Consider the following 26,585-nt stretch of genomic DNA (forward strand, 5'->3'; position numbering starts at 1 on the left):
GGCAGGCCAATATGCCGCAATGCAGGGAGCGCTTCAAGGATGTGTGACCTTGCCGAGAATCACTTCGCGAGTGGCTCCGGTCGCTGACGTCACATTGCCGGGCAGACGGTGCCAGGTGAGCCACCCGAGCAGAGCGAAAGCCACGGCCTCCTTTGCCTGCGCGGGAATGCCGAGGTCGTCCATTGGGCGCACCGGCACGCCAAGCGCCGCAAACTCCGCAGCGAGCATGCGCATCATGGTCTTGTTCTTCGCTCCCCCTCCCGCAACGATAAGCTCCGTCCTTGCAAGGGGCGCATTCTGTCCGAGGTGCGGCCAAACGAAGGTCCGATAAGCAGAGAAAATGGACTGTACTGTCAATGCGGTTGCCGTCGCGATGATATCGGAGTCCGAACCTGCCTCCGCATGGCAAACCTCGATCAATCGCGATGCGAAGCTGTTGCCGAACTCTTCACGTCCGCAGGACTTCGGTGGAGTCGCTAAAAAAAACGTCTCCTTCAGAATGGCATCGATGACGTCCTGCAGGACCACACCGCGATTCGCGGTCGCCCCATTCGCGTCGAATTTCTTTTGGAACAGTTGCAACATCGCTGCATCGATGATCATGTTTGCGGGCCCCGTATCGAAGGCCATGACGCGATCGATGGACGCGCCTGCGGGAATCGCCGTGAGGTTCGCGATCCCTCCGAGATTGAGCAGCACTCGGCTCTTTTTCGCATCACGGAACATCGTGTAGTCGAGCATCGGCACCAGCGGTGCCCCCTGGCCGCCCGCAGCTAAATCCGCGGGACGGAAGTCACTCACGACAGGAACACGCAAGCGCTCTGCGATGACGCTCGCTTCGCCGATCTGCCACGTTGTGCGAACTGCTTTGCCAAGATACTTCCGTGCAATGGACTGATGGTAGATCGTCTGACCGTGACAGGCTGCAAAGTCAAGCTTCACACCCGCTTGCAAAGCCGCTCTCTCGATCGCATCCGCATAGACCTCGCCCAGCCGCCAGTTCAAACGGCTCATCTCGGCGACAGATATCGACTCAGCATTCATTGCAGAGAGGACCGCAATGCGCACCGCCTTGGGATAAGGAAATCCTGCGTGATGAAGCAGCTTGATTCGCGGTGTGCCACCTGGCTTTGCAGAAGCAGTGATGCGGCAGATCGCGACGTCCACTCCGTCGGCTGAGGTTCCGCTCATCACGCCGGCAACGATCATGCCTTCAACTCCCGCTGCAGATCGGCGAGAAGATTCAGCGCCTCACGCGGTGTCATCTCGTCGACGTCGACCTCGCCGAGACGGTCCACGATGCGCTGCGAGAGAGGAGTGAACATCGTCATCTGCATCTGTTCCTTTGCTTGTGCAGGACGCAGCGCGGAGCTTTCGACACGTTCGTGCACCTTCAGGACATCACGAGCACGAGAGATGACTGCGGCTGGCAGGCCCGCGAGCTTCGCGACCTCAATGCCATAGCTCTTGCTCGCAGGTCCCGCTTCAACACTATGCAGAAACACGATCCCTGAGGGCGTCTCTTTGACGGTGACGCGAAGGTTCCGGAGCCGCACCAGTTGCTCGGAGAGCATGGTCAATTCGTGGTAGTGCGTGGCGAAGAGTGTTCGAGCGCCAATGCGATCATGCAGATGTTCCACGGTGGCCCAAGCGAGTGAGAGGCCATCATAGGTGGCCGTACCGCGGCCCATCTCGTCGAGCAGCACCAGCGAACGCGCGGTTGCAGTGTTCAGGATGGCAGCCGTTTCGGTCATCTCGACCATGAAGGTCGAACGGCCACGCGCAACGTTGTCGCTGGCCCCGATGCGAGTGTAGATGCGATCGACGAGGCCGAGCGTCATACGCTCCGCAGGCACAAAACATCCACACTGCGCCATGATGACGAGCAGAGCGGTCTGTCGCAGATACGTGCTCTTACCGCCCATGTTAGGGCCGGTGATCAACAGCACGGCGGGGCCGGCATCTGCATCGAGATGCACCGAGTTCGGAACGAACCGCCGACTGCCCGACTCCTCCATGCGTCGCTCGACAACGGGATGACGGGCTTGAACGAACTCCAACACTCCCGAGTCTTCGATCAACGGCCGTGTCCATCCCCGTAGAGCAGCGAGGTGTGCAAAACAGCCGAGCATATCGATCTCGGCGATGCGGCGGGCCGTCTCGCGAATGCGGCCCGCATTGGCCAGTAGCTCTGCTCGAAGCTCCGCGAAGATGCGGCGCTCAATCTCGCCTGAGCGCTCCTGCGCGGTGAGGATCTTGGTCTCGTAGTCTTTCAGCTCCGGTGTCGTGAAGCGCTCCGCGTTGACCAGTGTCTGCTTGCGCTCGTAATCAGCGGGCACAGACTTCGCATTGGCCTTGGTCACTTCAAGGTAGTAGCCGAAGACACTGTTGAACCGAACCTTGAGCGAACCGATCCCGGTACGCTGGCGTTCACGTTCTTCGATAGTAATAAGAGCTTGCCTTCCGCTGCGGCTCAACTCGCGAAGCTCATCAAGCTCCGCATCGACGCCCGCGCGAATCACGCCTCCGTCCGCGAAGGTAATCGGCGGCTCGTCGGCAAGCGTCTTCACGATGGCGTAGTGCAGGTCCTCCAGCGGATCCAGCGCAGCGGCGAGCTCTCGCCAGCGGGCTGACTCGAAGGCCTTATCCGCAAGCGCTACTCCAGGCAGGCAGCCGAGCGTAGCCGCCAGCGACATCACCTCGCGCGGGCCAGCGGAGTCAAGCGCAACGCGGCCAAGCAAGCGCTCCAGGTCTAGGACGCCATCCATCGAGCGCCTCAGACCTTCACGCTTGCGAAGGTCCGCTGTCGCCTCCGCAACAGCGTCGAGGCGAGCGTTGATCTCCGCCAGTTCATTCGATGGCCGAAGCAACGTCGCCCGCAGCAGGCGCTTTCCCATCGGCGTGCTGCAGGCCTCGAGTGTGTGGAACAACGTCGTCTGCACAGACTCGCCGGAGAAGAGCGGATCGACAAGTTCGAGGTTGCGCACGCTGACCGAGTCGAGCTCAAGGCACGTCGACCGCTCATAGTAGCGAATGCCGTCGATGTGTTCGAGCGCCCCCTGCTTGGTCGCTCTCATGTAGTGAATCAAAGCGCCGGAGGCGATGGCGGCGCTCTCATGGCCGCCCATGCCGATGCCATCGAGCGAGTGAACATGCAGGTGGCCGGTCAGCAGTGGAAGCGCGTAGTCGCCAGTGAAGACCCACTCTTCGACAGGCGTCCGGGTTCGGATGTACTCGAGTCCGGCGCTATCTTCCGATGATTCGGCGTTGCCATTCTTAGCAGTGAGAAGTCCGCCTGATGCCGGGCCAAACAAGCCCGACGCGTGAACTAGTTCGACAGGGCGGATGCGTCCAAGTTCATCGATAGCGGCTGCCCATGCGGATGCACCGCTGAACTCCGTCGCGCGGAACTCGCCGGTGGATAGATCGAGCAGGGCGAGTCCAGCTTTCGCGGTGTTGCCGGTACCTATCATTGCGATACTGGCCAGGTAGTTGCTCTGCTCCGGGCTGAGCGACGGATCGAGCGATGTGCCCGGTGTCAACACTCGCGTGACCTCGCGCCGGACGATGGTCTTGACCGTCTTGGGGTCTTCCATCTGCTCGCAGAGAGCGATGCGGTAGCCCTTGCGAAGCAGGCGCTGTAGATAAATTTCGGCAGCGTGATAAGGCACGCCGCACATGGGCTGCTTCTTCTCACGATCGCGCGCCGTCAGCGTGAGTTGCAGTTCGCGAGCGACAAGGATGGCATCGTCGTAAAAGAGCTCGTAGAAGTCACCGATCCTGCAGAACATCAGGCAGTCGGGATACTGCTGTTTGGCGGCGAAGTACTGCCGCATCACCGGCGTAAGGGAAGCCGCGTCCATACCCGCAATTTCGTTGATTGTCTCTGTCGCCAATTCTTATCCCAAAACCTATCCCAGAATTGCAGAATATCGCACGCGATAGACTGAGGTCACAGAAGTCCATTTCACGCCGAAGGAAGCCCCATGATCCAGATTCCCCTGACACCGGAACAGTTCGATTCGAAGGTTGCACAGATCGCCGCACAGCAGGGAATCAACCTGATTGGACACGAAGGCACGATTGAAAAGATGGGCGTGAAGGCGAACTACGTTTATCAGAACGGCGTTCTGAGCATCACGATCGTCGATAAGCCAATGTTTCTGTCGGAGTCGATGGTGGAAAATCAATTGAAAGCGTGGCTGTAACCACTATTCCTCTTCCGCCGCTGTGCTGGCGCGACGGATGGCCACGATCTGTGGATGCAGCAGCTTGGCCGTCAGAGACCGCGTTAGCGCATCCACTGCGACTTGCTGCTCGACAGTGAGCCCGGCGAGACGCTTGGCTGACTTTGCGAGCTCCGCGGCCCGCACTGCCTCGGCATTCTGTTGCAAGCTCAGGATCGCGGGCACCGCGTCCAGCGACTGAACTCGCTGTTGATAGCGATCGACTTCCTTCGCAACGATGGACTCGGCCGCCTCTGCCTCGCGGCCACGGTCAGCCAGGTTCGACTGCGCTACCTGCTGCAGGTCGTCGATATCGTAGACAAAGCAGCCCTCGACCTGATTCATTGCAGGATCGACGTCGCGAGGCACAGCGATGTCGATAAAGAACATCGGCCGATGTCGCCTGCGCTCGAGGAAGTGCTGGCCGTGCGAGCGGTTGAAGATCTTCTGATCGGAGCCGGTCGAGGTGATGACGATGTCCGCGCGATCCGCATGCGAGTACAACTGATCGAAGGGAAGCACAGCGGTCGAGGCGGATGTGCCGAGGAACTCGGCAGCAAGCGCCTCCGCGCGCTCCTTCGTGCGGTTGGTTACAAGAATGTTTGAAGCGCCCTGCTGAATCAGGTGTCGTGCTGCAAGTGAAGACATCTTGCCCGCGCCGACCAGAAGCACGGTCTTGCCCTCCAGCGTGCCGAAGATCTTCCTGGCCAGATCGACCGCAACCGAAGCGATCGAGACGCTCGACGACCCGATCTCGGTCTCGCTACGAACTTTCTTGGCAACCGTAAAGGCCCGCTGCAGCAAGCCTTCCAGCGAGGAGCTCACAGCACCCACCTGGCGGGCGACTCCGTAAGACTCTTTCACCTGGCCCAGGATCTGCGGCTCCCCAACCACCATCGAATCCAGCGAACTGGCGACGCGAAAGAGATGCCGGACCGCCTCGCGCTCACGGTACTCGTAAAGATGCGGCGCAAGCAAAACCGCTGGAACGGAGAAATATTCTTCGAGAAACCGCGGCAGATCGGGCGCGGACGGCAACGCTTCCTGGCTGGTGAGCAACTCGATTCGATTGCACGTGGAGAGGATCAATCCCTCTCGGATTCCAGGCTGATGAAGCAGGGATCGCGTGGCGTCGGCAAGCCGGGTCAGGGGAACTGACAGACGTTCGCGCACCTCAATCGGCGCGGTATTGTGATTGATGCCGAGCAGCACAAGCGAGCGCGCCGCTGGCCTCTCTGCGGCATCCACCGCCATCCCCTTCGGATTCATCTCGTTCAGTATCTGGCTCATGGGGCAGCGAACCTGTGGACGGCGGAGAACTGGTTCGCGGCCCAGACGGTGATAACTACGAGAAAGACGAAGCTCGACAGATAGACCGCCCGGCGGCCACGAAGGCCGGAGTGCCGACGAATGAAGATCATCGCGCAATAGGCGACCCACATGGCGAAGGCGAGCAGTATCTTCGGGTCAAGAAAGTAACTTGCTCCCACCGTCTGTTGGGCAACGAGTGAGCCGATGAGCAACCCACCGGTCATACACGGCAGGCCGAAGAGGAGACTCCTCAACGCAATCTGATCCGTCGTCTCGAGCGGAGGAAGCCACGGTATGGTCGGAGCCTTGGACTTCAAGCGCCGCTCCTGAATGAGATACAGCAGGGAAGCGAGCAGACTGACGAAGAGAGCCGCATAAGCAGCCAGCAGCAGGGCGATATGTAGGAAGATCCAGCCCGTGCGCAGTGGTAACAGCTCTTCTTGTCCAGGTCGAAAGGCGGCGAGGACGCTGAGCAGAAACGCGATGGGAAGAACGAAGATTCCCAATGCAACGGTGCGGTACCGGAGATAGACGATCAGAAATCCCGCGACCAGCAACAGCGCCAGCATCGACTGAAGTTCATGCGTCTCCACCGGACGGCTATGGTGGGCGGCGTAGAGCATCTCCGCGAGCGAGACGAAGTGGAACAAGGCGGCGGCGATCGTCAGCGGGATCGCCACATGGCGCCAGCGCGGTCGGTCATAGAGCGCGGCAGGCAGCACAGCAAGCGCTGCAACGCCATAAAGCAGGACCGCGACTTTGAGCCAGAGAAGAGACATTTGTCGATAAAAGCGATAGCACGTTTCAGAATCCGCTATCACTTTCGCAGCCTGCCGCATTATTGCTCGCAAACATCGCGAACCGGCAAAGCCACAAAAATCAAGTATATCGTGGCACCAGGAAACCGAACGTTGCAACTGGTCTGGTGCGGTTGCGTCGCCGATGTGAGAGGCTGTTCCGATGAGCCGCGCCACATTGATCGTCAATCCCCGGGCCGGTTCACGGCGCGACCTCGCAACGCTGATTCCTGCGATGATTCGAGTGCTCGAGGCTCAGGGCATCGTTGCTGGCTTCGTCGAGACGACCGGTCCGAATACGGCCGCATCTCTGGCCGCAAATGCTCTTAGCGAAGGCGCGGACACCGTCGTCGCGTGCGGCGGCGACGGCACCGTCCACGAAGTCCTGCAGGGAGTGGTTGGAACCAGTGCAGCCCTTGGGGTCGTTCCCATAGGAACAGCGAATGCGCTGGCCAGAAACCTTGGCCTATCTCCCGATCCACGACGGGCTATCTCGCAACTCGCCGGTGCTTCGATCGCACGGATCCCGGTCGGTCGAGTGGAGTACTCAGCAAGCAACGATGGATCCGAGCTTCAGAGCAGGTGCTTCGCCGTTCTCGCCGGCGCCGGACCCGACGGCGCGCTGGTCTACAGCCTTCTCGCCGGGAAGGCGGCTCTGGGCCGCACGGCATACTACGCGCATGCGGCGCGGCTGTTCATGACGCGCCCCTTTCCACCATTTCGTATCTCCTACCGCTCGACGGGCTCAGATTCCTGGCAGGAAGACCGCGCGGTCAACGCCATGTGCGCCCGCGTCGGAGACCTCGGCGGCCTCTTCAGCAAGCTCACACACGGAAGTTCGCTCTACTCGACAAGCCTGCGGCTCTCTTATCTGCGACCACCGGGGCGGCTCTCATTACCCTCATGGTTTGTGTCAGGCCAGCTGGGAATCCACAGCAGAAACCCGTGGCTACGAACGATCGAAGTCGACGAGTTCCGCTGCGAACCTATTGGTGAAGCTGCCAACGTTCATGCTCAGGTGGATGGAGAGTGGATCGGCCGGCTTCCCATCTCCGTTCGGTTGATCCCGGACGCCCTGTCGTTCCTGATTCCAACATCCGTGCCCTCAAGATGAATTGACAGAAATCGGACCTCGCTCTCAAGTATCCTAAGAGAACAGATGACGAAAGACTTTCATAGCAAACGGCCGATCCGAATCGGCTCTCGCGGTTCCCAGCTTGCTCTCTGGCAGGCGAACCATGTCCTCTACGCCCTGCGCGATGCCGGCTACGCCGTCGAGCTTGAGGTGATCCGCACGACGGGCGACCGGATGCAGCAGCCAGGCTTCGTTCTGCCCCCTGGCCTCGATGGCAAAGGCATCTTCATCAAGGAGATCGAAGAGGCGCTTGAGGAGGGCCGCATCGACCTTGCAGTGCACTCGTTGAAGGACCTCCCAACGACCCTCGCTCCGCAGTTCACGCTGGCAGCAATCCCAAAGCGCGCCGATGCCCGCGACGTCTGGGTGTGCGAACAGTTCTGGGGCCTGCATACTCTCCCCGAAGGCGGACGCATTGGAACGACAAGCCCGCGCCGCAGGGCTCAGCTTCTTGCCATGCGCCCGGACGTGACCTTTGTCGAAGTCCGTGGAAACGTAGACACCCGCTTGAAAAAGTTGGCTTCCGGGCAATGCGATGCTCTGGTCCTCGCGGCAGCCGGCCTCGACCGATTGAAACGCATAGAGTCGGTCCACTATCGTTTCTCACCCGACGAACTCTGTCCCGCCCCCGGACAGGGAGCGCTGGCGATCGAAACCAGGGCGGACGGCTTTCTCGCGTCGGACACTCCTGACGAGTGGTGGGACAACTTCGTGCGCGGGGCGGTCAAGTTCTTCAACAATCCTCAGACGCGCTTCTGTGTCGAGACCGAAAGGTTCGCGCTCGACGCCATGGGCGGCGGTTGCTCGCTCCCTGTGGGAATTCACGTCGCCCCAGTTTGTGACGCCGAGACCGGCGACTTCTATCGCATCTACGCCCAGGTAGTCGCGCCCGACGGCGAGACCATGGTGCAGCTCGACCAGATCGAACCGATGGTACGGCAGCCGAGCGCAGAGACCCTCGGCAGAAGAATCGCAGATGACCTGAAGGCAAGGGGAGCGCTCGATCTGCTGCTGGCCGAGACCGTGGCGTGACGGCAATCTTCCGGTGCTGAAACGGTTTACCGCTGACAACCGTTTCCCCGCGCTGTCATAATGTTCCACCATGCGAAGCTTCTCCGTTGCCTTGGTCTCCTGCGTCTTTCTCGCCTCATCCTTTTCATTCGCTCAGTCTTCATCCATGCCTCACCTTGAGAAGCGGGGTGCCACGACGCAGCTCGTCGTCGACGGCAAACCGTACTTCATGCTGGCCGGAGAGCTGCACAACTCCAGCTCTTCGAGCCTGGAGTACATGAAGCCCATCTGGTCGCAGATGGCGGCTATGCACCTCAATACGGTACTGACTCCCGTCTCATGGGAGCTGGTTGAACCGACGGAGGGGCACTATGACTTCGCGCTTGTCGACGGGCTCATCGCGCAAGCCCGCGAGCAGCATCAGCACATCGTCTTCCTCTGGCTGGCGGCGTGGAAGAACGGCATGTCCGGATACCCGCCGGCATGGGTGAAGCAGGACACGAAGCGCTTCCCACGAGTGGTGCTCAACGGAGCCGAGGTGAACATTCTTAGCACCTTCGCCCCCGCCACACGCGACGCCGACTCCCGCGCCTTCGCCGCCTTGATGCAGCACATCAAGGAGATCGACGCCGAGCAGCACACCGTCCTGATGGTCCAGGTGGAAAACGAAGTCGGAATCCTGGGCGCGTCACGAGACCACTCGGCAGTCGCCGACAAGGAGTTTGCAGCGGACGTCCCAGCCGGGCTGATGAAGTATCTTGTAGCGCATCGCGAGTCGCTCGATCCCGAGTTCCGTGCGCTCTGGGAGGAGAACGGCAGCAAGATCTCCGGGACATGGACGCAGATCTTCGATGACAACGAACGGGCCGATGAACTCTTCATGGCATGGCACTATGCGACTTACGTGCACGCGGTCGCAGCAAAGGGGAAAGAGGCGTACGCATTGCCTCTCTTCGTAAACACGTGGCTTGGAGGAGGCTCGAGCAAGCCAGGCAACTATCCGAGTGGCGGCCCGCAGCCGCGCGTCACGGATGTGTGGAAGGCCGCGCGAAGCCTGCAAAAGGGGCCGTCGCTCGACATGTATACGCCTGATCTCTATTCTTCAGACTTTGCAGGATGGACCGCGAAATATCATCGCGATGGCAATCCGCTGTTTCTACCTGAGACCAATGGCGGCGAACCTGGCGCGGAGAATATCTTTTACGCAGCGGGCGAACACGCGGCGCTCGGGTTCTCTCCCTTCGCTATCGACTCATTGATGGAGCACGACAAGGCGGGTGCTGAGGCCCTGACAGCGAGCTACGCGACCGTCGCCGAGATTGTTCCAACGATCCTCGAAGTGCAAGGCAGCGGCCTCGACCACCATGGCCACGCGAAGACCCACGGGTTCTTGCTGGATAAATCGAACTCTTCCGTTGATTTCAAGATGGGCGAGTACATCGTTCACGTAAGCCTGGACGAGATCTTCGGCAATCACACAGAGAAGGGCTTCGGGCTTCTGATTCAGACGGGGCCAGAGGAGTTTCTGGGAGCAGGCAAAGGCTTCAGGGTAGATTTCACGCCTCTGGCGAAGTCCGACAAGCAGGTTGGTATTGCGTCGATCGACGAGGGGCACTTCGTCGATGGCGTATGGGTCGCAGGACGACGCCTGAACGGCGACGAGAACGATCAGGGAAGCTACTTCCGGTTCGATCAGCGCGCGTTGCATATTGAGAAGGTGAAGCTCTATCGCTACGAATAGACCATCCAAAGTTCCCGCGATCAGATTTCCTGTAAATTGACTGCGTGAGCAATCCATCTCAGGCACAACTTCAGGCGGCGTTGTCCGCGAAGGATGAGGCGAGCCTTGATCGCATTTTCCAACGCTCCCGTGCCGATCTCGACCACCTCCTGGCGACGACTGGAGCGGGCTCTCCGAGCACGGTCAAGCGCGCCGAGGCCGTGCGCATGGCACTTGCGGGTAGCGACTTGGCAGCTATTGCCGGCAGCGTTGGACTCGCCGAGGTCCGGGTGGCTCAGGTGATCGGGAACGTACTCTCTGCAGGGCTACCGGCCCTGTACCCGGGATTCGTGGAAGTGGTTCCGCTGCTGGACGGCCTCTCGAAGGGAGGGCTCTGGGAGACGATCCTGCCGCTGATCAGCAAGCCTCCCTCTGAATCAGGTGTGAACGTCAGGGGATGGAATCCAGCGGTCGTGGCTGACTTCCTGATCCACTCAGGAAAGCTGCAGGACACCAGCGTAAGCGATATAACCAGCGTAATCAAGGAGTACATGGACCCGCAGAAGAAGCCCATGAGCTTTGACTTCACGGACAGCCATCATCCAGCTGGCAAGCCGGCAGGGCTGTCCTCTTCACTGCTGTTCTTTGCCGCTGCACTGGGATTTCTTGCGCTCGGACTCTGGAAGACGCAAGTAAGCGTCATCCTGTTTGCGACGGTCATGGTTTTGATCACGGGAACCGGACTCACCAAGGGGTTATTGGAGAAACGACTGCTGCGAAAGGTCATTGCGAGGCATCCGGCTGCAATTACCGCACCTGTACCGACAGAGACAGATAAACCCGAGACCTCCTGGCCAGCGCCGGACTTCCATATTCTTCACGCACTGTCGCTTCCCGCCGTCACGACGGATATTCCATCGATTACCGATGCAAGGAATGCCGTCGGCGAACCACCACTTCGCGTTCTCTACCTTTGGGTCTTCGCCTCGCAGTCCGACCAGGGCGGCTTCGAGACGGAAGGATGGCCGCAGCTAGGCCCGGTTCATCTCCTGCTGAACTCGAGCGCGCTCAGTGTGGGCCAACTGATGAAATCGCCAAAGGATCTTCTGGTTGCGGACCAGGAGGCCCTGGATCGAACGATAGCCGGATACACAGACGCCGCAGGAACGTACGACCGCCCGAAGTTCTTCATGATGGGCTCGATGGGACGGCGCGTGTATCGCGGCTATCCCATCCACACGCTCGTGTGCAACGACCTGGTGTGGAAGCCGGCGGTGCAACAGCTTGCGGCTCGATGCGATCTCGCCGTCGTGAATCTATCGGGATACAACCCCAGTCATCCAGGGCTGGAGTATGAGATACGGCATCTCTTCGCCGGGGGACCGCCGTCGCGTTTTGTCTTCGTCTACGAGCGCACCACCGATGCGGATGCTGTGATCTCCGGTGTGCTCGATCTATGGTCGCGGCTGGAGAGCGAACCGGCAAAAGTGACGCAGTTGTTCTTTCTACGAATCCCCGACTCGCAGGATGTCGGCTATCAGATGCAGTTTCAGAAGGCCATCAGAGGTACGGGATGGATGGCGAAGGCTTTCCTGGACAGCGAAGGGGAGTATGTTCCAATCGCGCCACGGATCGTAGCCTATATGAACAGCATTCCATCGAATGAGGCCCGCCCCTGAGCCGTCCACGGATATTGATCACACGCACCCGCCACCAGGCGTCGGAGTTGGCGCTGTCCCTGGATCGAGTGGGTGCCGACACGATCCTCGTGCCGATGATCGAGGTGGTTACGCCAAGATCGTTTGAGGAATTAGACGATGCGATTCGCTTGCTGAGCGGAAGCGAACATACCGTCGACTGGGTCGTCTTCACCAGCGCGAATGCGGTGCAGGCACTCTCCAGTCGAGCACTGGAACTCGGCGCAACGCTGCGATCGAGACGTATCGCAGTGATCGGGCCGGCAACGGCCAAGGCAGTCACGGCAGCAGAACTCGCGCCTGAGATTGAGCCTATGCTCGTGCCTTCTGAGTACGTCGCTGAGTCACTCGCGAAGGCTCTACTTGCGGTGTCTAAGACCTCACAGCGGTTCCTGCTGGTCCGAGCGGAGGAGGCGAGGGATGTCATCCCGGTGACGCTTGAAGCGGCGGGACACACAGTGAGGATTGCCGCAGCCTACCGCAACGTCACGCCGCCTGGCACGCTGCCCGCGCTACGGGAGATCTTTGCGGAGCCGGGGTCTTATCCTCATGTCATCACGTTCACAAGCTCATCGACAGCGCGAAATCTGGTGGCGCTACTCGCTTCGATCAATCGCAAAATTCCCGATGGCATCGCGCTCGCCTCGATTGGCCCCATCACCTCTGGGACTCTTCGGGAACTCGGATACGAACCGTCCTTCGAAGCCGACGAACCGACCATCGATTCGCTAGCGATCGCCATCGCGAGACACCTAAAGCGGAGCTAGTGCGAACTCCACGTCTTATCGGAAGCATTGCAAAGATGCTCGAGAGAGCACTCGGCGCAGCGCGGCTTGCGGGCAACGCAGACCTGCCTTCCGTGGTGGATCAACTCGTGCGAAAACTGTATCCACCGGTCCTGTGGAATGACCTTCATCAGGTTTTGCTCGACTTTTTCGGGAGTCGTGTTCTTCGTCAGCTCCAACCGCTTTGAGAGTCGCAGTACATGCGTATCCACGACGACGCCCACAGCAATTCCATAGAACGAGCCGAGCACGACATTGCCAGTCTTGCGCGCGACTCCGGGAAGACGGAGGATCTCTTCCATCGTCTGCGGAACCTGGCCTTTGAAGTCATTCACGACGACTTCGGAAGCGCCCTTGATCGACTTCGCCTTGTTGCGAAAGAAGCCTGTCGTGCGGATGAGTTCTTCAAGCTCCGGCAGGGAAGCGGCGGCCATCGCCTTCGGGGTCGGGAAGGTCTTAAAGAGCGCGGGTGTGACCAGATTCACGCGCACGTCGGTGCATTGCGCGGAAAGGATCGTGGCAATCGTAAGCTCCCACGCATTGCGATGATTCAACGCGCACACGACACCGGGATAGGTCTTCCGCAACGCATCGAGAATCGCCGCTATGCGTTCCGGCGCAAGCGGCTTCTTCGTCTTCCCGGGTTTTACCTTAGGGGCAACTGGTTCAGACTTGGCGATAGACTTCGCCTTCTTCGCGGGCACGCCTTCAATCGCAAGTCTTCGCGCCGCCGCGCTAAGCTTCTGGGGCGGAGTCAGCGCAGCGGCGGCTTTCTTCTTTGCCTTCGGAATCGTGGCCGGCATCAGCTATCCCAGCCGGTTCAGCATCTCTGAAGCAGGCAGCCGGACGCAGCTGAAGATCGGCGTGTCCTGCAGCGTGTAGAGGCTGATCTCCGTCTCGCGAAGCTGCTGTACCAGGTCAAGAAAATCTTCGGGAAAGTTGGTCTCGAAAGCCACAACAAACTCCTGATCATCGATGCCAAAGGAGTAGGTGGTGTTGAGCTTCACACGGGGATACATCAGACCAATGCGGATGTGTTCATCCATCAGGCGCTTGCGCTCCGCGGCCGTTAACAAGTACCACGGACGTGTCTTCCAGAACGGATAGATGAAGATGTACTTCTGGCCACCGGGGCGAATCGCGCCGCGGCCTTCGCCTTCGCTTTCATCCGGTCGATCGATCTGGTACTGCGAGCGCTTCGTCATGGCGAGGAAGTTGTGCGGCGACGTAAGGTATCCGCCAAGCTCCGTCCCCATCAACTCGCTTCGCATCTGATTCAACTCATCGACAGCGTAACCGATGGACCAGACACACATATCCACGTCGCCGCGCGTTCCAATGGTGGAGTAGGTGAGCGAGAGAAACTCGCCCGGCTTGTTCCACTTCGCGATCACAGCGGCGAACTCCGCCTTCTGTATTGCCTTGGTCTCCTTCGGCAAACGACGCCACTCAGGCATCACCTTGTAGAAGCTGAAGCATACGATCTGTCGCTTTACGGGCGGCTTCGATGGATCATGGGGTGCTGCACCATAGCTGCTCGCCGGACGGCCCGATGCTGCGGGCGTTGCCACCGCTGTTGCTGTTCCCACCGGTGCTTCTACGGTCCCGGATTCAACCGGAGAAATCACTGTCTCTGCCATCGCTATCCTCTGTAGCAATGATAAAGGCTTCGGACGATCACCGCATCTGTTTACGATCAACTAGCTTGAATAACAACAGCACTGGCTGGTTGAATTATGACGCTCTCGGCGGATAGAGGTATCGGCCAACCGGTCCATCGTCCCTGAGGATCGACCGCAGCGCCGCCGAAGGTAATACCCGTCGTGCTCTCAGGCGATGGGCCTCTGAGATAGAGCACTGTCAGCTTGCGAAGATTCAATTCCGAAAGAGAGAAGGGAAGGCTGGCGGTCGCGGATTTATTGATCAGGACCACACTGTGAAGTCGACCCGCGCGACCGAGCGTAAAGGAAGAGAGTTCGCGGTCGCTCGTTGCGTGGCTCATTGCGAGAACTTCGCGCGATTCAGCAACTGCGGTGGCAAATGCGAGCATGCCGTAGTATGGTGCACCTGCCGAGTTATGACCCGCGCCGTCATCCTGAATAGGCGAATAGGAGCTGACGAAGCCGAGTTGATTTACCCCAGTTTCAATATTCACCCCGGCACAGCCACAAGCAGCGAGCAGGAGCGTAAACTCAAGCGTCCATAAGGCCCCGGCGAGAGTGTCGCTGACGCCGGGCCGGCCTCCGCCGAAGAAAGAGTTGGTCTCGCACATTCGCCATGGAATGCCGCTCTTTTTTGACGCCTCACGTAGACGCTTGAGACGATCGATAAGCTCGAGATCGGTTTGGAGTAGTTGATCTTGTGTGCCGTGTCGCTGGTCTCCGCGATAGTAGTGTGTGGTGAGCAGTTGAACATCGCCGCGTGAGTCCGCTGCCATCTTCTCGACCCACTCGACCGAAGCGGCCGTATCCGGCGCGGCGAAGCAAAGCGTGGGGACCGCGGCAAGAATCGCTGCACGCCAACGGCTGTATTCGGCGCGGTAGTTATCGTAAAGGTAGGGTGGCGTCCGAAGCGGGTGCTCGCCGCGGCTGTAGTTTTCAACTTCGTTGCCGAGTTCAATCGCGTTCAGGCGCGACCCGAGAATCTGCTGCACAACTTTGGCCTCGGCGACTGCGTCGTTGAGGGTGCCGCTACCGAAGTTGAGGCTCCAGATAGCTGTCCATCCCGTTGCATCAAGGAGAGTCCGAAGCTGAATAAGACTATCGCGCGTGATGACGGTATCTCTGGGCTGGGCCGAGCCGGGGCCGTGTGGAGAATAGCTCGTGAAGTCGGCCACGATGCCGCCAATGCGCAAAACTCCCTTCGGGCCGAGATTGCTGAGAAGATGGACGTATGCCGCATTTTTACCGGTCAACAAGTCGGCGCGACCGACCGAAGACATCTCGTAGCCGAGGCCGATGAAGTCGGACGGAATGCGTGCGAGCGGTCGACCGGACGTTGCAGAGACTGGCTCCGCAATCGCCAGCCGATTGCACTTCAAAGCAATGAGCGCGGATGAAGCAAGGGCGGATCGAAGAAGGCTGCGACGGGTGGTCATGGGCTTCCTGATAGATCTGGCTGAGTTTATATCTTTGCGGCATGTGCCATAGGCCGGATATCCGAATTGATCTTGAGAAAACTCTGATCCGATATACTTCTGGGCAATGTCAGAGAAAATTCTTGCACTCCTTGTCGCCTTCATCTCCACGGGCGGCTACGCCAGCGTCGCTCTGCTTATGGCCATCCAGTCGGCCTGCATTCCGATCCCTTCGGAAGTGATCATGCCGTTCGCTGGCTTCGTCCTGGCACACAACCAGTTACAACTGGTGCTCCTGGCGACGGTGGCCTCTCTGGCCTCGAATATTGGCTCGATCCCCGCATACTGGGTTGGCGCGTGGGGTGGCCGACCGATGGTCGAGCGCTTCGGCGGCTATGTCCTGCTCAGCCGGCACGATCTCGATCGGGTGGACTACTTCTTCAACAAGTATGGCTCCATCACGGTGCTCATCGGTCGCATGCTGCCGATTGTCCGCACCTTCATCGCTCTGCCCGCCGGCGTAGCCAAGATGAACCAGGTTCGCTTTCACATCTACACCTTCATCGGATCGTGGCCCTGGTGCTACGCACTGGCCTACGTGGGCATGAAGCTGGGGGCGACGTGGAACTCGAACCCGGAGTTCAAGGCGTTCTTCCATAAATTTCATCTCGGCGTTGAGGCTGTCTTACTGGTTGGAATCGTATGGTTTGTGTGGACTCATTGGAAAAATCGCATCCGCTTCGAGGCTGCCTGAGAGTCGTTCGAAACTAGTCTGAGAGAGCCCCTGAAGCGCAAACGTAGTTTCGCGTTTCGGGGGCTCTTTGTCGTCGCCGCACGAAACATCCGGGCGTGGCCGTAAGGCGCACAAATCACTTGCTATGAACCCCTTACGTAAAGCCTTCAGCAGCGCTCGACGTGCTCTTAAGTCCTTCGTTAGCGATAACTTAGCCACTCTTTGCCATGTTTGCTGCACCCCTTCCAATGGGCAATACTGAGGTGTCCGGCAGTAACGGAACTATCGACCAAAAGAAGGGTATCGCCAAGCATGTCAACACCCGGCGCCGCAACGCAAGACGCGGCCAGCATCAAGCCCGCAACTGGAAAACTCGGCATCATGATCCCCGGCATGGGAGCCGTCGCTACAACTCTTATCGCCGGCGTGGAAGCTGTCCGCCGCGGCCTCGCCAAGCCGATCGGATCAACCACGCAAATGGGCACCATCCGGCTCGGCAAGCGCACCGATGGTCGCAGCCCGCTCATCAAGGACTTCGCCCCGATTGCCCAGCTCGACGACCTAGTCTTCACCGGGTGGGACATCTTTGGCGGCAACCTCTACGACGCCGCAAAGACCGCACAGGTCCTCGACCGCGATCAACTTGAGTCGATCCGCCCCTATCTCGAATCCATCGAGCCCATACCAGCCGTCTTCGACCAGCACTACGTCAAGCGCCTTACCGCGAAGAAGGCCAAAACCGGCAAGAACAAGTGCGACCTCGCCAACCAGATCCGCAACGACATTGCGGAGTTCAAGACCAAGACCGATCGCCAGGTGATGATCTGGTGCGGTTCCACCGAGATCTTCCTCGAGCAGGCGGCGGTCCATCAAACGCTTGAAGCGTTCGAGAAGGGCCTCGTCGACGACGACCCAGGCATCACGCCCTCGATGATGTACGCCTGGGCCGCGCTCAAGGAAGGCATTCCCTTCGCCAATGGCGCGCCAAACCTGACCGTCGATGTCCCGGCACTGGTTGAGCTCTCAAAGAAGATGAACGCGCCCATCTGCGGCAAGGACTTCAAGACCGGCCAGACCTTCATCAAGACTGTTCTCGCCCCGGCGTTCAAGACGCGTCTGCTGGGCATCTCTGGCTGGTATTCGACCAACATCCTCGGCAATCGCGACGGCGAGGTCCTCGACGACCCCGAGAGCTTCAAGACCAAGGAAGAGTCGAAGCTCGGCGTGCTGGACTACATCCTCCAGCCGGAGCTTCATCCCGACCTCTACAAGGACATTTACCATAAAGTTCGCATCAACTATTACCCACCACGCGGAGATAACAAAGAAGGTTGGGACAACATCGACATCTTCGGCTGGCTCGGCTACCCGATGCAGCTCAAGGTCGACTTCCTCTGCCGCGACTCCATCCTCGCAGCTCCGCTGGCTCTCGACCTCTGCCTCTTCCTCGACCTCGCCTCCCGCACACCTTCTCTGCGCGGCCTCGGCATCCAGGAGTGGCTGAGCTTCTACTTCAAGGCCCCGCAGACCGCCCCCGGCGTGTATCCGGAACACGATCTCTTCATCCAGCAGATGAAGCTGAAGAACACACTCCGCCACATCATGGGCGAGGACCTCATCACCCACCTCGGCCTTGAATACTATGGCGAGTAGTCATCGCTCTCGCAAAGCCGGAACGCCCACTCTTTCCCAAGGGTGGGCGTTCACTTTTTGTTGATGAGTTGGCCAAAGAGCACTACCATCTCTCGCAGGAGGACTCCATGTTTCCCTGCGCGACCAACAAGCTCGAACACACAAAGCGCGTGATCGAAGCGATTGACGCGGACCTCAGGCAGTCCAGCTTCCGGAACGTCAATCTATCCGACGCCCTGCTGGACGATGTGAATCTCACGCGAGTCTCTATCCACAACGCGAACATGTCGCACCTGACAATTCGTGACGCGTGCCTACAGGGCATGTCCATCGCCGACTGCAGCACCGCAGGCGCGACGATCAACGGCATCCTCGTCGACGATCTTCTCGCGGCCTACAACGCCGCGAAGAGCTGACCTACTTCGCAGCCTCCTGACGCAGTGCGGCGGGAACTAACTCGGTCGAAAATGCCTTCGAATCTTGGGTGAGATAGAACGTCTGGATTGCAGGAAACTGCTGCTCCACGAGAATCAGCGTCCTGAAGTCGAAGCTCTGTACGTCTGAGCGCGCCTCCATATGGTTCCGCGTGATCGCTCCGCACAGCGTGTCGACAAACTCCTGCGGGCTGACCGTGTGGTTCTGTAGCATCTCTGCGGGAATCTTCAGCTTTGGATCCATCTGCGGAACGTAGTCCGGCAAAATCTTAGTCTCAAGATTGAAGTGCACCCGTTCTCCGGCCTTCGCCCGTTCCGCAGCACGCGGAGTCGTCTTGCCCGTGCCGTTGCGGTAGTAATCCGTATAGAACGCCGTGAAGCGAAATAGCTGTTCCGCGTAGGTAGGCACGTAGGGACTGATGAGGTGCTCCTGTGCGGCGAAGGCGACCGCTACCGGAGACAGTGCGAGCTCATTCACCTGGTTCGGGAATTGGTTCGGACCGTGGTGCAGCTTATCGCAGATCAGCGTCGCCTGTGCATCGTGGCTCGAAATGTCGCGAAGATAGATCCGGTTCTCCATCGTGTAAGGTGAGCCGTCCGCCTTGCGGCACGACTGCGGATTGAAGAACTGGTCATGCCAGATCATCGAAACACGGTCAGTCGTAACTCCGGTATCGGTCTCAATCGTGTCGATCAGGTTATCCAAGCCAGACTCGAAAGCGGGCAGAGTGTTCTCGGGTCTCAAACCACGGCCGCCACGATGGCCCGATACGTTGAAGTCCTTGAGCTTCGCCGCCATCTGCGGCGAGGACGCGCGCTCCTCCGCAACCACCTTCTGCAGCAGGTCTGGGCGGTCAGAGATCAGGCCGTCGACTCCGGTACGAATCACGGCGCGCATCTTCTCTGGGTCGTTCGTAGTCCACGGGACAACCTTGATGCCGAGCTTCTGGAGCGCCGCAACTGGAACCGAACCGTCGATAACTGTGTAATCGAGCGGTGACAGCGCGGGGATAGTGGAAGCGTGGCTGGCCTTGGCGTGCGCCGCCGCACTCTTCATGAGTTGCTGATACGGATTCTCACCTTGCGCTGGCTGCTGGGCACCGGCCAGGCTGGGTGCAAGGGCAACAAACAAAGCGGCGGAGTTCCGCAGGGCGAACAAGGCTTTAGAGGACATCGCTCGATCGTCATGGATTCCGGTTACAAGACGATGAACGACCTCCGTCGGCCTCGTCCCATTCCGCGAGAAGAGCATAAACTTGAGAGAGTCGAAGAATGAGCGCTTCGACAGACGCAGGAGAGATGAATTTGCCGTTGCCGCAGAACGAGACCCGCACCGAATCCAGGCATCACCGATCCATTCAACTTGCCGTGGTCACCGCGTCTCTGATCTGGTTTGCCGCGGCTAACCAGATTGCCACCCAAGCCGCGAGGGGACTGGCCGTGCGTCTGAATCTGAGCGACGGGTATCAACTCCTTCAATCAATCTTCCTGCTCTTCCTACTCGTTGTCGGTACGATGTTTCTCCAGTCGATCTTCTCGGGCGGAACTCCCGTTCGCCGACTGATTGGACTGCCGCGCCGCCCCTCATCACGCAAGGAATTCGCGACCGGAGCCGCGATCGGTTGGGGCGTCGTCCTGCTGGCCGTGCTCCCACAGGCTTTCTTCGGAGCCTTGTACGTACGCTTCTGGATCGCGCCGCGTTCGCTCTATCTGCTGGTCCTGAACCTCATAACCGTCGCCATGCTTGCTCTTGCGTCAGAGATCGGATTCCGCGGCTTCGCCTTCCGCCGCTTGATCGAAGCCCTCGGCCCGGCATGGGCAACAGTTATGATTTCACTGCTCTTCGGGCTCATCGGTAGCTTCAGCCGTGATTCCACAATCCTGAGCGTTATCGCGTGGACGATCTTTGGAGTCTGCCTCTGCCTTGCATGGCTGCGAACCCACGGCCTCTGGCTCGGCTGGGGGCTTCACTTTGCGTGGATCGCCAGTCTTGGCATCCTGTTTGGCCTGCCGGTCAATGGCATCGATAATCTCGCATCGCTCGTGGAGTCACGTGCAATTGGTCGTGCCTGGCTGACCGGCGGAGCCTACGGCATCGAAGCCGCTCCGTGGACGCTCATTCCGCTGGCCGCAGCCATCGCCGCAGTGGTTCTCGTCAGCAGCGACTGGGCATGGGACTACACGCGCAAACCGCTGGTCCCTGCCGGGTACGCGATGGATGTTCCTCCACCTGCCGCTCACACCGAGATGGAGCGGGCTATTCCACCAGCACCTCCCGCGTTAGTACAGATTCTGCCCACAACCCCGCAGTCCAGATCGGTCGAGCCGGAACGCTAGTTCCACTACCGTTGAAAGCGCGGTGTCAAAATTGAACCCCCCGGCCGCTACGCCTGCGCAATTGACTTGTCAAACCTCCCGGATGAGCGGAGAATCACTTGCATCTGAGGTGCAACATGGTGAAGTCCGCGTCCAGATGGGCCCCCATATTTTTGATCGCCGCATCGTCAACCGCCTGCCTCTCGCAGAACGGTGAACCGGAGAAGCAGAAGCCGGATGTCTTCGTGGTCGGCGAGCATAGCGCCACCGCCGGAATCGCGACCGATTTCACCCCCACCCATATGCAACTGCCCGACGGTCGCCTCTCGGAGCGCGGACGCCGTGAGTTGATCCGGGACCTAGAGTCGGAGCAGGGATTCGCGCACCGCGTGCTCCCCATGGGCGCAGGCTTGATGCTCGAAGCCAATGGGGAGCTTACGCCCGGCGCAGCCGAATACAAGAAGATGATCTACGAAAAGGGTGCGTCCGTCTCCGTCGGCGACCGGGTCGTCGTGACGGCCCTGACCTTCAAGCCCGACCGTATTGTAATCGATGTCAACGGCGGCCCCTACGCCAAGCACCGCTACCTCAGCCACATTTCGTTCGGAGACGGCCCCGTTGCCCGCCGGGGCGACGATCCTACGGGTGCCCGCGTAACCCTCATCTTCAAGGGTGGTGTGCCCGAGATCTCGGCTCCGGAAGTAAAAGCCCTCCTGACGCCGGTGATCGACTTCGGCGCCAAGACCTCAACAGACGCCTACGCCGACACTCTCCCCGCACCTGTAAAGGAATCGATCTCCGCACACGAAGTTTTGGTCGGGATGGACCGCCGCATGGTTCTCGCATCCGTAGGCGCACCAGAAAGCAAAGTGCGTGAACACGCCGAGGACACTCCGGAAGGAGTTCACTACGAGGAATGGATCTACGGGCATGTTCCACAGACCGTTCGCTTCGTACGATTCAAAGGCGATCGCGTCGTCTTGGTCAAGGTCGCGGCGCTAGGCAAGCCGATTGAGGTTCACGATAAGAACGAGATGGGAGACTTCGCTCCAGAGCCCGACAAACGGGATATCGCTCTCGGAGATGGAGTCGACCCTAATCACACAGTAGCTCCGCCCACTCTTCGTCAGGCGGGTGAAAAAGACGATACAGTGCCGGTAAGTAACGCCCATCGCGTCCAGTATCCTCCGCCATCGAAGACCGGCTCTGCTCCCGACCCAACGCAGCAGCCCTCATCTCCTCAGGCACCGCCTACTCAGTGAGCGGAATCTACTGTTTCGAGCTTCTCTCGACGACCTATCACCCACTCCGTAAAACGGTCTTTGTGCTTCAGGATCGGAGACTCGTAGAACTTCCAAGAAGCGGCAGAGAAGGCTACGGAGAGAATGACGGTCGTGATGGAAACGATCCAGTAGCGGGCCTCCTGATTCAGGCCGCCTGCAATCCTCGTCACACCAGCCCGAACCAGGAAGTACATCGGGAGGTGGATCAGGTACAGCATGTAGCTGATCGAACCAAGATAGACCATCGGCTTCAGCCGTAGAAACCAGCTGACCGGATTAGAAGATCCCGCATGAAGGATCAGCCAGCCCACTGCTCCGGCGAATGCAAACTCAGCAAAAGTCATGCTCAGAAGTTCGCGGTGCAAGATCACGAGCAGCAGATAGATCACGCCCGACAGGGCTGACGCGATTCCGAAGAGAAGATCGTTTCTGCGCTGCGTTCTCGCGTCGAGGCCTCTACGGTGCTCAATCCAAAGGGCCAGCAGAGCACCCGCAATCAGAATATCGCTAGAGCGCAGGATCATCGAAGGCGGGCTGATGATCCAACGCAGCAGAAATCCCGCCACACACATCGCAAATCCCACCGCGACGATCCTAGTGCGGCTGAGCAATAAAACAACTGGCGCCCACAGGACGTAGAACCACTCTTCGACCGAGAGCGACCACGTCGGGCCCAAGGCGCCCGTAATCGGCAAGATCGGGTAGTCCGGTTCGACAAACTTATTGAAAGTGATGGCAAATGGATTCGGGATCAAGCCTGGATGTTGGATCACGTCGACAAGCCGATGCAGATCGCTCCCTATGTTTACGAAGCTCCGCAGAAAGAGGATCTGTCCTAGAAATTTTTCCGGCTCGATTGGATCATGAGCGAAAAGGGCGATTCCGTAGACAATCACGAGAAGCAGAATATACGGCGGCATGATCCGGATGAATCGTCTCGCGTAAAAGACCTTGTAGGGATGATCCGCGTGCTTGAGTTCCAGCAGGATAGTGGTGATCAGAAAGCCTGAGAGGACGAAGAAAATATCGACTCCCAAACCGCCATAATGCGCCGGAATCTGGCCGAACCAGTTTGAAAATGGAGCAAAATGGCAGGCGATTACACCCGCGACAGCAATTGTCCGCACACCGTCCAGTTCCACAATTCGCTTCATCGGCCATCTCCTGGAACGGGGTCTTTGAACTGGTGCGCGTTCTCAAAGGATACATGAGGCCCATAGCCGATCTTCTCCCTCCTGCTGGGAGAAGTCATCTTCCCGAGATAGCCTGCCCTAGAGCCCCGTTCCTTCATGTAGACTTATCGATGGGCGTCAGCCACTCGTCCGACTCTCCGATGCCTTGCCCGAACCGGCGGCCCCGGGTTAGAGTCGTGCTTCCCGTGGACAGCCTAGAGATCAGCATCAGGAGATTACCAAGATGTCGAAGATTGCCAAGACCGGCGACCGCAAGAAAGTCATGGACACCAACAAGAGCACCGATTGTCCCAAGTGCTCCAAGCCCACCCGTATCGTGAAGCGCGTTAAAGACCGCGAGCGCGGCATCCCCGGCGGAGTGTACATCTCCTGCTCGGCCTGCGAGTTCTTCGAAAAGCTCTAAGCAACAGATTGATTCACACGATCGTTTGACACGCAAAATAAGCTCCGGCAACGGGGCTTTTTGCATTGACTCTCATCATGGAACGCACCCTCTCACGTTTTCCGCAGGTCTTACAACGGTAAGTTACCTCTTCTGATTCAGTCCCATAGAGGTACCGTTAAATTCGAGCGCGGCACTTGACGAAGCTGTACCAACAGGGGGAGACTCAAGCACTGAAAGCAGGACCTCTTGTCATGAAAAGCAGTACCGGTTTGCAGTTGGATACAGTAAGCAGCACGACGCCTTCCCGAAACTCCCCACCTCCCCCACAGTTCGATACGCCTACCTTCCTGATGTGCGCCCCGCAGTGGTATGACGTTGATTACGTCATCAACCCATGGATGGCGGGCAACCTTCACCGCCTCAACCGTGACCTCGCCTTCGCCCAGTGGCGCGAGCTGCATCGCCAGCTCCAGCTGATTGCGGATGTCCGCCTGATTCCGGCCGTCCAGGGTTCGCCTGACATGGTATTCGTCGGCCACACAGCCGTCGTCCAGCACGGCGTCGCCGCCGTTTCGAGCTTCGCTCACCCCGAGCGGCGCGTCGAAGAGCAGCCCGTCCGGCGCTGGCTGAAGGATCATGGTTTTCTCCTCTGGGAGACGCCTCGCGAGACCGCCTTTGAGGGCGAGGGAGACGCTCTTTTCGATGCCAACGGCAAGCTCCTCTGGGCAGCGCACGGGGTCCGTACGTGCCTCCAGTGCCATCGTCACCTGGCGCAGGCGTGGCACCTCCCGGTCGTCTCACTGCATTTGGTCGACCCGCGCTTCTATCACCTGGATACGTGCTTCGCTCCGTTGTCCGGCGGCCACCTGATGTACTTCCCGGACGCCTTCGACGCAGCGTCGCGAGTTGCCATAGAGAACGCCTATCCGGAGGAGAAGCGAATCGCGGTTAACGAAGAGGAAGCCACCGCGTTCGCCTGCAACGTCATCAATATTGGCGAGACCGTTCTGATGCATAAGGTGTCCAGCGACCTCTCACGACGGTTGGGACGGCTTGGATTCGACGTGGTCCAGATCGACCTAAGCGAGTTCCTCAAGGGAGGCGGATCAGCCAAATCGCTCGTCCTCCGCCTAAGCGATATCCAGTTGCAGGCGGAGATCGCGAGCTAATTCTTCATTGCAGGCGAAAGGCAGCTCCCACGACCAGTCTTTTCCTAGGTTGTGGGAGCTTTTCTTGTTCGGTTTAGGAGATGGAACCAGCGGCTTCGATCTCAGCAAGGATCGCTGCCGCTGCCTGCGCCGGATCAGCCGCCTGCGTGATTGGCCTGCCAACAACCAGCATGGACGCGCCATCGCGAATCGCCGAGCCCGGCGTTGCGATCCTGCGCTGGTCGCCTATCGCAGCGCCAACGGGACGAATCCCCGGTACCACCAGCAGATTGCCAACGTCGAGCTTGCGACGCAGAATTTCTACCTCTTCCGGGGAGCACACCATCCCGGCAACTCCACACCTCTGGGCCAGCAACGCCAGACGGACGGCCTGGTCGCGGGGACTCGACGCAACTCCGGTTCCATTCAGATCTGCCCCATCCATACTTGTTAGAACCGTTACAGCTAGAAGTCTTGGTGAACCGGGTGCCTGGGCTGCCTCAACCGCGGCAAGCATCATCCTCTCGCCGCCAGACGCGTGGAGCGTAAGCAGGGAGGCTCCGGTTGAAGTGACCGATTGAACCGCGCCCGCGACCGTATTCGGGATATCGTGCAGCTTCAGATCGAGGAAGACTTCAAAACCCTTTTCGCGAAGGTCATGGATCAGCCCGCTCCCAGCCGCGTAGAAGAGTTCCATCCCCACCTTGAACCACCGGCAACGTCCTTCAAGCCGGTAGACAAAGGCAAGAGCGGACACCGCGGAAGGGAAGTCCAGCGCCACCGCGAGGCGATCTTTCGCATCTGTTCGAGCTTCGGCGACAGCCTGGTCCAGCCTCTGAGGCGCTGCGATTTCCATGCCTTCAAGTGTAACGAATACTATCGGAGAGGTGAAGACCGTCCTTACGATCGCTGGCTTCGATCCCTCGTCAGGTGCCGGCGTAACTGCCGACCTGATGGTCTTCGCAGCACATGGTCTATTCGGAACGTCCTGCATCACGGCGTTGACCGTCCAATCCACGATGGGTGTACGGGCCTTTTATCCCGTCGAGGCTAGCATCCTCTCCGACAGCCTGGCATGCCTCGACGACGATCTACCGCCAGCTGGAATCAAGATCGGCATGATGGGAACCAGAGCCGCCGTCGCAACGGTATGCGACTACCTCGAGCGCCTTCGCCGACGAGGCTCGGATATTCCGGTAGTGCTTGACCCCGTCATCCGATCTTCATCAGGCAGGGAGCTGCTAGAACCTGAAGGAGTCGACCTCCTGAAAAAGAGGCTGCTGCCTCTAGTGGATTGGGTGACACCCAATCATTCCGAGCTTGGCTGGCTGACAGGCAGATCAGACATCAAGTCTAAGGAAGAAACCGTTCGAGCGGCTGAAGACCTCCAGAGGGAAGTTATCGGACATGGCGGCAAGCCTTTAAACGTGCTGGCTACAGGAGGGGACATCATCCCTCCCGACGACCTTCTGGTCACCCTCGCATCCAGGCATCATTGGATGTCCGGCGAGCATGTTGAAACAAGCTCGACCCACGGAACGGGCTGCGCTCTCTCTAGCGCTCTACTGTGCCGGCTGGTCTTGGGGGACGATCTGATAACGGCAACACGGAATGCAAAAAGCTACGTAGCCGAAGCGCTGCGATCAGCAGTCCCTATCGGTCGCGGCCGAGGCCCTATGAACCATCTATGGCCCATTCGATGA

The 26,585-nt window shown here is 59.2% G+C and carries 24 protein-coding genes; 14 read left to right on the forward strand and 10 right to left on the reverse strand.

All coding sequences use genetic code 11. The features are described 5' to 3' along the window. Positions 1-33: 33 nt before the first annotated feature. Together HDF16_RS13060 and mutS are read right to left on the reverse strand one after the other, a co-directional pair. Complete coding sequence (locus HDF16_RS13060; RefSeq protein ID WP_184217174.1) at positions 34-1,209, reverse strand: anhydro-N-acetylmuramic acid kinase; 1,176 nt, start codon at positions 1,207-1,209, stop codon at positions 34-36. Further along, positions 1,206-3,863, reverse strand: a complete 2,658-nt coding sequence (mutS, locus tag HDF16_RS13065) for a DNA mismatch repair protein MutS (protein ID WP_184217559.1) — start codon at positions 3,861-3,863, stop codon at positions 1,206-1,208. Before mutS ends, HDF16_RS13060 begins: the two co-directional genes overlap by 4 nt. Before the next feature lie 123 nt (positions 3,864-3,986). Here mutS and HDF16_RS13070 point away from each other — a divergent pair, with 123 nt between their 5' ends. Then, entirely contained in the window at positions 3,987-4,208 is a 222-nt protein-coding gene (locus tag HDF16_RS13070; protein WP_184217176.1) for a hypothetical protein, read from the forward strand. Between the two features lie 3 nt (positions 4,209-4,211). On the opposite strand, the gene hemA is transcribed toward HDF16_RS13070, so the two are convergent. After that, a complete protein-coding gene (hemA, locus tag HDF16_RS13075; RefSeq protein ID WP_348641317.1) occupies positions 4,212-5,516 on the reverse strand; it encodes a glutamyl-tRNA reductase in 1,305 nt (434 codons plus the stop codon). Further along, complete coding sequence (locus HDF16_RS13080) at positions 5,513-6,316, reverse strand: cytochrome C assembly family protein (protein WP_184217177.1); 804 nt, start codon at positions 6,314-6,316, stop codon at positions 5,513-5,515. Before HDF16_RS13080 ends, hemA begins: the two co-directional genes overlap by 4 nt. A 181-nt stretch (positions 6,317-6,497) precedes the next feature. Here HDF16_RS13080 and HDF16_RS13085 point away from each other — a divergent pair, with 181 nt between their 5' ends. The 5 genes from HDF16_RS13085 to HDF16_RS13105 all read left to right on the forward strand — a co-directional run bounded on the left by HDF16_RS13085 (position 6,498) and on the right by HDF16_RS13105 (position 12,664). Continuing rightward, complete coding sequence (locus tag HDF16_RS13085) at positions 6,498-7,448, forward strand: diacylglycerol/lipid kinase family protein (protein WP_184217179.1); 951 nt, start codon at positions 6,498-6,500, stop codon at positions 7,446-7,448. 45 nt (positions 7,449-7,493) lie between these two features. After that, entirely contained in the window at positions 7,494-8,501 is a 1,008-nt protein-coding gene (hemC, locus tag HDF16_RS13090; RefSeq protein WP_184217181.1) for a hydroxymethylbilane synthase, read from the forward strand. 145 nt (positions 8,502-8,646) lie between these two features. Continuing rightward, positions 8,647-10,221, forward strand: coding sequence for a DUF5597 domain-containing protein (locus tag HDF16_RS13095; RefSeq protein WP_184217183.1), 1,575 nt, complete (start codon positions 8,647-8,649; stop codon positions 10,219-10,221). A 44-nt stretch (positions 10,222-10,265) separates the two neighbouring features. After that, entirely contained in the window at positions 10,266-11,879 is a 1,614-nt protein-coding gene (locus HDF16_RS13100; RefSeq protein ID WP_184217184.1) for a hypothetical protein, read from the forward strand. 14 nt (positions 11,880-11,893) lie between these two features. After that, positions 11,894-12,664 carry a uroporphyrinogen-III synthase gene (locus tag HDF16_RS13105; RefSeq protein WP_246409049.1) on the forward strand — a complete coding sequence of 257 codons (771 nt, stop codon included), beginning with the start codon at positions 11,894-11,896 and terminating at the stop codon, positions 12,662-12,664. Here the strand turns inward: HDF16_RS13105 and nth are convergent. From nth to HDF16_RS13120, 3 genes are read right to left on the reverse strand one after another with little or no spacing between them, the layout of a single operon-like run. Beyond that, on the reverse strand, positions 12,661-13,485 hold the full coding sequence (nth, locus tag HDF16_RS13110; RefSeq protein WP_184217186.1) for an endonuclease III: 825 nt from the start codon (positions 13,483-13,485) through the stop codon (positions 12,661-12,663). The genes HDF16_RS13105 and nth overlap by 4 nt on opposite strands. 3 nt (positions 13,486-13,488) lie before the next feature. Next, positions 13,489-14,322, reverse strand: coding sequence for a chlorite dismutase family protein (locus HDF16_RS13115; protein WP_184217188.1), 834 nt, complete (start codon positions 14,320-14,322; stop codon positions 13,489-13,491). Positions 14,323-14,378: 56 nt separating this feature from the next. After that, positions 14,379-15,779, reverse strand: a complete 1,401-nt coding sequence (locus tag HDF16_RS13120) for a glycosyl hydrolase family 79 C-terminal domain-containing protein (RefSeq protein WP_184217190.1) — start codon at positions 15,777-15,779, stop codon at positions 14,379-14,381. A gap of 106 nt (positions 15,780-15,885) precedes the next feature. Here HDF16_RS13120 and HDF16_RS13125 point away from each other — a divergent pair, with 106 nt between their 5' ends. The 3 genes from HDF16_RS13125 (at position 15,886) to HDF16_RS13135 (ending at position 18,539) form a co-directional block, all read left to right on the forward strand. Continuing rightward, on the forward strand, positions 15,886-16,512 hold the full coding sequence (locus HDF16_RS13125) for a DedA family protein (protein ID WP_184217192.1): 627 nt from the start codon (positions 15,886-15,888) through the stop codon (positions 16,510-16,512). Between the two features lie 291 nt (positions 16,513-16,803). Next, entirely contained in the window at positions 16,804-18,144 is a 1,341-nt protein-coding gene (locus HDF16_RS13130; RefSeq protein WP_184217194.1) for an inositol-3-phosphate synthase, read from the forward strand. A gap of 107 nt (positions 18,145-18,251) precedes the next feature. After that, positions 18,252-18,539, forward strand: a complete 288-nt coding sequence (locus tag HDF16_RS13135; RefSeq protein ID WP_184217196.1) for a pentapeptide repeat-containing protein — start codon at positions 18,252-18,254, stop codon at positions 18,537-18,539. A 1-nt stretch (position 18,540) separates the two neighbouring features. On the opposite strand, the gene HDF16_RS13140 is transcribed toward HDF16_RS13135, so the two are convergent. Further along, a complete protein-coding gene (locus HDF16_RS13140; RefSeq protein ID WP_184217198.1) occupies positions 18,541-19,731 on the reverse strand; it encodes a glycerophosphodiester phosphodiesterase family protein in 1,191 nt (396 codons plus the stop codon). A gap of 98 nt (positions 19,732-19,829) precedes the next feature. Between HDF16_RS13140 and HDF16_RS13145 the strand changes: the two genes are divergently transcribed. After that, complete coding sequence (locus HDF16_RS13145) at positions 19,830-20,894, forward strand: CPBP family intramembrane glutamic endopeptidase (RefSeq protein ID WP_246409050.1); 1,065 nt, start codon at positions 19,830-19,832, stop codon at positions 20,892-20,894. Positions 20,895-21,010: 116 nt separating this feature from the next. Continuing rightward, positions 21,011-22,135, forward strand: a complete 1,125-nt coding sequence (locus HDF16_RS13150; protein WP_184217202.1) for a hypothetical protein — start codon at positions 21,011-21,013, stop codon at positions 22,133-22,135. On the opposite strand, the gene HDF16_RS13155 is transcribed toward HDF16_RS13150, so the two are convergent. Further along, on the reverse strand, positions 22,129-23,310 hold the full coding sequence (locus tag HDF16_RS13155) for an acyltransferase family protein (RefSeq protein ID WP_184217204.1): 1,182 nt from the start codon (positions 23,308-23,310) through the stop codon (positions 22,129-22,131). The two genes, HDF16_RS13150 and HDF16_RS13155, sit on opposite strands and share 7 nt — an antisense overlap. Positions 23,311-23,572: 262 nt before the next feature. On the opposite strand from HDF16_RS13155, the gene HDF16_RS13160 reads away from it, so the two are divergent. Both HDF16_RS13160 and HDF16_RS13165 read left to right on the forward strand, forming a co-directional pair. Next, positions 23,573-23,752 carry a hypothetical protein gene (locus HDF16_RS13160; RefSeq protein WP_184217206.1) on the forward strand — a complete coding sequence of 60 codons (180 nt, stop codon included), beginning with the start codon at positions 23,573-23,575 and terminating at the stop codon, positions 23,750-23,752. Positions 23,753-23,985: 233 nt separating this feature from the next. Continuing rightward, a complete protein-coding gene (locus HDF16_RS13165) occupies positions 23,986-24,903 on the forward strand; it encodes a dimethylarginine dimethylaminohydrolase family protein (RefSeq protein WP_184217208.1) in 918 nt (305 codons plus the stop codon). Between the two features lie 73 nt (positions 24,904-24,976). Here HDF16_RS13165 and pyrF read toward each other — a convergent pair whose 3' ends face one another. Further along, the gene (pyrF, locus tag HDF16_RS13170) at positions 24,977-25,738 is read right to left on the reverse strand and encodes an orotidine-5'-phosphate decarboxylase (protein ID WP_184217210.1); all 762 of its coding nucleotides are present in this window, start codon (positions 25,736-25,738) and stop codon (positions 24,977-24,979) included. Here pyrF and thiD point away from each other — a divergent pair. Next, positions 25,737-26,585 (forward strand): bifunctional hydroxymethylpyrimidine kinase/phosphomethylpyrimidine kinase, encoded by an 849-nt coding sequence (thiD, locus tag HDF16_RS13175; protein WP_184217211.1) that lies wholly within the window; start codon positions 25,737-25,739, stop codon positions 26,583-26,585. The two genes, pyrF and thiD, sit on opposite strands and share 2 nt — an antisense overlap.

The sequence above is a fragment of the Granulicella aggregans genome (assembly GCF_014203275.1).
In the GTDB taxonomy this organism is placed as follows: domain Bacteria; phylum Acidobacteriota; class Terriglobia; order Terriglobales; family Acidobacteriaceae; genus Edaphobacter.